The following is a 5,263-nucleotide window of genomic DNA, read 5'->3' as shown; positions in this document are numbered from 1 at the left end:
CCCCCGCTCCCGGCCCCCTGACGCGTCGGGAACTGGAAGTGGCCGCGTTGGTGGCCAGAGGTATGAGCAGTCGGCAGATCGCCGCCAGGCTGGTGCTCTCCCTGCGCACGGTCGACTTCCACGTGGGGAACATCCGCGCCAAACTCGGCTTCGCCACCCGCGCCCAGATCGCGGGCTGGTGGGTGTCGACCCAGGGCCCGATCGATTGAGGCGGCGAGCGGTAATCCGCTGACCTCGATCGTGTGCGGCGGCCCCGCGGGCGGGGCCGCCGCACGTACGGACGGAGGTGATCAGGGGTTGACCAGCTCGATGTCCCACTTCTGGCAGTTGTTGCCCAGTGCGGTCCACTGGCGGACCACAGTGCCGTCGGTCGTTCCGCAGTCCGCCACGTCGATGGCCAGGTGGCTCGTGGCGTTGGTGATCGTGTAGTGGCCGTCGTCCCCCTGGACGAAGTCCCACTTCTGGCAGGCGTCGTCGGCGGGGGTCACCAGGTCCATCACCGAACTGCTCGCCGTCGCGCACTGCTTGTTCTCGAGCGCCTTGCCGCTGTTGACGTTGGTGATGGTGTAGTGGCCGTCTGTCGTGGGAGCGAACTGCCACTGCTGGCAGGTGCTGTTCTGTTCAGCCTGCTGGTCGGTGGTGGTTCCGTTGGCCGTACCGCAGTTCGCCGCGTTGAGGGCCTTGCCGCTGTTGACGTTGAGCAGGCGGACGTTGTTGCTCGGGCTCGGCTTGATCGTGATCATGCCTGGATACTGGCTGAGCAGCGGATCGGTGAGTGAGGACGGAGCGGCCGTGAGAACCACGACACGGTCGCTCATGCCGTCGTAGTAGACGAAGGTGTTGTAGGTGTTGGTGTCGTTGGGGGCGAGCTTGGCGTAGGCGGCTTCGCTGACCTCCTTCAGCTTGGCCGCGGTGAACAGCACACTGCGTGACGTGGTGGCCGTGGGCCAGCTGCTCGGTGTCTGTCCACCGGCGTCGATCCAGTTCGTCGGCTTCGGAAGGTTGTCGATGTCGCCGACGTAGTCCTTCGGGAAGATGATCACCGGCCCGACGGTGGGGTCGTCAAAGTACGAGATGGCGCAGTCGTAGTTGGCCAGCGCCTGCAGCTGGGTCAGCGGGTCGGAGATGTAACCCGAGGTGAGGGGACCGTGCGCCGGGTCGCACTTGGCGAGTTGCGGTGAGGCGGACGTGGTCCGGTCGATGACGACCTTGCCGGAGTACGTGGTGGCCAGGGGATCGGTGACCGAGGCCGGGGCATCGGTCTGCACCACTATCCGGTCGGTCGGCCCGTCGTAGCCCACGAAGAGCTCGTAGGTCAGGTCGCCCTCGGGCTGCACCGTCGCGTAGGCAGCGCTGATGATGTCGCTGATGTCGTTGCTGGTGAGGAGGGCGCTCTTCGCGGTGGTGGGCGTCGGCCAGCTGGTGGGAGTGGCCCCGGTGGAATCCTTCCAGTCCGGTGGCGGCTGCAGGTGGTCGATGTCCCCGGTGTAGTCCTTCGGGAAGATGATCACCGGCCCGATGGTGGGGTCGTCGAAGGCGGCGATGGCGCCCTCGTGGTCGGCCAGGGCCTGCACCTGCTCCCAGACGTTGTCCGCCGTGACGGCGTGCGCCGGCGCGGCGAAGGTCAGGGTGCTGGCCACCACGAGGGTCAGGGCGGCGAGGAGACCGCGGCGGATCCCCCGTCTGCGCCCGCCACCGGTCCGGGCCGCCGCACTTCGCTGGTTGTTCTTCACGACGTGATGTCCTTCGTCTCGCAGGCCGGTTTCCCTCTTTTCTCGCGTCATCAGTTGCCGCCGCCTCTGCACCGGGTGATGGAGCTGCAGCCCCGGACGTACGGGTTCGCGGTAGACGGGGGAATGTTCAGGTTCGAGGAGTACACGAAGTGGGAGTTCGCGTCGTTGTTGGGGTTGTAGTTGATCGTCACCTGGTTGTAGTTGGGATTCATGACCGTGTGCTGGAATCTGATGGAGATGGAACGGGTGTCTATCAGGCCGTTGTTCGTTCGCGCGGTCATCCGGTAGACACGAGCACCCTCGATCGCCTCGCGCGGAATCGTATGCACGAAGGCCCATTCGTCCTGGGACGCATAGTGGTTGTAGAGGTTCGCGTTCCCCCGGATCTGGTCCGGTACGTACAGTGCGTTCCTGGCCAAGCGAGGGTTGATCACGTAGACGTAGGTGTCGGCGCTCACCGTCTGCGTCCCGTTGCAGTTCGACGGGAACAGTCTGGAGATCCATCCCCGCCTCGCGTTGTTCACTGCCTGTACCTGTTGGCAGCGGAGTCGGGCGGCGCTTTCCAGGTTGCGCATTCCCTGGCTCTGCGCGAACGGCAGTGCGACGCCGAGTGTCCCGGTCGTCGAGATGTAGTTGCTGTTGCCGGCCCGGTCGCCCTGGACATGTGCGACGAGGTTGTTGTTGCCCCCTCGCGCGAAGAAGCCGGTGTTGAACACCGTGTACGGCAACCGGGAGTCACCGCGAAACAGCTCGTCCGGGAATTTCCTCTGGTCCCGGAGGTCCCGGTTGTGCAGGTTGGAACAGTTCTCGTGATCTCCCGTTCCCGAGCTGGAACTCCCCGGGCAGTCGCTGCTCGCGGCCGCTGCCTTTGTGGTTGCCAGCGGGAACTGGAGGAACGCGATGGCCAGAATGACCACGAAAAGCGTCACGGCTGCCGAGGCCCTGGCTGTCTTACGCTTTCTGGTGCGTAGTGTGATGCGCTTGATCATGTGTGCTCCGGACTGGTTGGGAGTACGCGAGAGCCCGACTGCGGTTGCGGAGCGGGATCGCAAGCGACTGCTTGGGCCGACGGACCGTCCATGGCACTGATGTGTCATGTCCGCCGTCGCGCGTCCATGCCGACAAGCATCGGGGGGGCGTCGTCCCCCCGGGTACCGGTAGTTCTACGAGGTCCGTACCGGGATCACGATCCACGGGGCGGCGGCCGGAAATCAGGTTCGGGCCCCGAGTCGGCCGCCGGAGGTGCGGGGAGTCGCGGACCAGCGGCCGGGCGGTGGTCAGGCCCCTTCGCCGGGTGCGGCGACTTTCACGCCTCGGAGCCGCTCCCCGTCAGTACGACCGCCCGGCCGATGGTCAGGCCGTCAACGACGCGCTGTACGGCGTCCGCCGCCCCCTCCAGCGGCACGCGTTCACTGACCATCGGCCTGCTCGCTCCCCGCGCGGACAACTCGGTGAGCTGTTCATGGCAGTGCTGGACCAGTTCGGGGTTCTCGGTCCGGTACCGGCCGGTGTACAGACCGAGGATGGAATAGTTCTTGACCAGGACGTGGTTCAGTGCCGGGCGAGGGACGGATCCCCCGGGGAACCCCACCACCACGATGCGTCCTTCGAAGGCAGCGACCTTCGCGGACTGTTCGAACGCGTCGCCGCCGACCGGGTCGTAGGTCACGTCGGCGCCCCGGCCTCCCGTGGCCTCTTTCACAGCGGCGATGACGTCCTCCGCCAGCCGGTCGATGACGACGTCGCATCCCGGTTTCCGTGCCGCGGCCACCTTTCGTCCCCCGCCCGCGACACGGATGACGCTGGCGCCTGCGGCCCTGCCGAGCTGTACGGCGGCGCTGGCGACCCCTCCTGCGGCGGCGTGGACGAGCAGGGTATCCCCGGCATGGAGTCGGGCCCGCCGGTGCAGCACGAACCAGCCTGTCTGACAGCCGACGTGCAGCGCCGCGGCCTCGGCGTCGTCGAGCGCAGGCAGCACGTCGGCGGCGTCCGCGATCGCGTACTCGGCGAACGCGCCGTGCGGCAGCGCAGGGGGCGATCACCCGTCGTCCGTCCTCCGTCCCGCCGCAGAACGCGGTGCCTTCGGGCGGCGCAGCGACATCATGCTGGGCAAGCGGTGGGCACTCCTCGACCTGCGGATCGAGGACGGAAGGGAGCGGTTCCTCAGGCTGCTGGCCGAAGCGGATGTGCTCGTCCACGGATACCGTCCCGGTGGCCTGGACAGCCTCGTCGCCGCCGAGGTCCGGGCCGCCGCACGTCCCGGGCTGGTGAAAGTGGCGCTCAACGCCTATGGCTGGACAGGCCCCTGGAAGGACCGCAGTGGCTTCGACACCCTCGTGCAGTACAGCAGCGGCCTCGCCGGCGCGACGACGGCCTGGGCTCTCGCCGACCCGGAGCACAGGACAGCGATCAACGCGCTCGGCCGACTGGTCGACGCCGACCGGCCCCGTCACCTGCCCGTCGAGGCACTCGACTTCGCCACCGGTTACCGGATCGCGGCGGCCGCGATCCGGGGACTGACACACCGAGTGACAACGGATGAGGGCTCGGTCTCCCGGCTGTCGCTCGACGGGCCGTACGAGGACCGCGTCCAGGTCAGCGGTGACGGCCGGCCGCCCGGTGAGGCAGCTCCGGTTCCCGTCGTCGTCGAGGAGAGCCCGCTGTTCCGGGAGCGGCCGTTCGAAGCGGCGGCCTCTTCCGCGCCTGTGTGGTGCACCACGGATTGATCGCGGTTCGCTCGTCCGACGGCCGGACGAGCGCGAAAGCGGCCACGGTGGGTCCCGGCGCCGCCGCCTTCACGGCGCTACGGGCCCGCCGCGGCCTCCTCACGGTGCGTGGCACCTGCCTGCGGCGCGGGGACTGTCATGGGCGTGTCCGTTCACCGCGCCACACAGGGGAAGAGACGTTCGGCGGCGGCGAACAGGGCGGCGACGAGCAGTGAGGGAAGGGTACGCCGCCTGTTCCGACGCCACGGCGCCGATCTCGGTCTGGGCCGCCCATGTGGTGGCGATCTGGTTGACCAGGGCTGTCCGTGGGCTCCGGCGCCGCAGGATCGGCGCTTCCATTTCTGCCGTGGCAGGCCGGGACACAGTTCGTGGACGGGGTGGTAGATGGACCATCGGGTGACGACGGTGTCGTGCCGGGTGGTGGGCCATGACGTGGAAGACCCTTGCTGTAGCCGTAGGCGGCGTCCGCTGTCACCCGCCCGAACGGGACCTGGTCGGCGATGGGCCCGGCGGACCATTGCCTGGCCATGGCCACCTTCGTCTCGAAGGCGACGCTGTCGTCGATGCTGGCCCGGCGGCAGCGGTCCCGGTCGTCCGTCCAGGAGGTGGGTGGGCAGATACAGCCGCCGGTCGATCAGAGTGCGTCCGCGGCCGCTGGCGTAGGCGAGGAACACAGACCTGGCAGTTCTCGGTGCGGCCGGCGGTCTGAGGTTCCCCCGTTGCGCGAGAGGTGCTGATCAGCTGGTCAGTGAGGGTTGACGGGGTTTCAGGTTCGTCGGTTCGGCCGTCGCCTGCTCGGCGTAG

4 protein-coding genes and 2 pseudogenes are annotated in these 5,263 nt (G+C 68.0%); 2 read left to right on the top strand and 4 right to left on the bottom strand.

The annotated features are described in order from the left end of the window. A partial coding sequence (locus P1P70_RS40120; RefSeq protein ID WP_319246752.1) for a helix-turn-helix transcriptional regulator occupies window positions 1-209 on the top strand: 209 nt, incomplete at its 5' end. A gap of 81 nt (window positions 210-290) precedes the next feature. Here the strand turns inward: P1P70_RS40120 and P1P70_RS40115 are convergent. The 3 genes and pseudogenes from P1P70_RS40115 to P1P70_RS40105 form a co-directional block, all read right to left on the bottom strand. Next, window positions 291-1,733 (bottom strand): RICIN domain-containing protein, encoded by a 1,443-nt coding sequence (locus P1P70_RS40115; protein ID WP_319246750.1) that lies wholly within the window; start codon window positions 1,731-1,733, stop codon window positions 291-293. 50 nt (window positions 1,734-1,783) lie between these two features. Beyond that, window positions 1,784-2,722 (bottom strand): hypothetical protein, encoded by a 939-nt coding sequence (locus P1P70_RS40110; protein WP_319246748.1) that lies wholly within the window; start codon window positions 2,720-2,722, stop codon window positions 1,784-1,786. A gap of 317 nt (window positions 2,723-3,039) precedes the next feature. After that, window positions 3,040-3,814, bottom strand: a pseudogene (locus P1P70_RS40105) (zinc-binding dehydrogenase); the annotation flags it as partial. 21 nt (window positions 3,815-3,835) lie between these two features. Between P1P70_RS40105 and P1P70_RS40100 the strand changes: the two are divergent. After that, window positions 3,836-4,459 (top strand): CoA transferase, encoded by a 624-nt coding sequence (locus tag P1P70_RS40100; protein WP_319246746.1) that lies wholly within the window; start codon window positions 3,836-3,838, stop codon window positions 4,457-4,459. A gap of 224 nt (window positions 4,460-4,683) precedes the next feature. On the opposite strand, the pseudogene P1P70_RS40095 reads toward P1P70_RS40100, so the two are convergent. Then, window positions 4,684-5,164: pseudogene (locus tag P1P70_RS40095) on the bottom strand (transposase); the annotation flags it as partial. Between the last annotated feature and the right edge of the window lie 99 nt (window positions 5,165-5,263).

It is taken from the genome of Streptomyces sp. MB09-02B (genome assembly GCF_033794485.1).
Taxonomy (GTDB): Bacteria; Actinomycetota; Actinomycetes; order Streptomycetales; family Streptomycetaceae; genus Streptomyces.
Note: the sequence above shows the minus strand (reverse complement) of the source record. Positions and strands in the feature narration are given on the sequence as shown.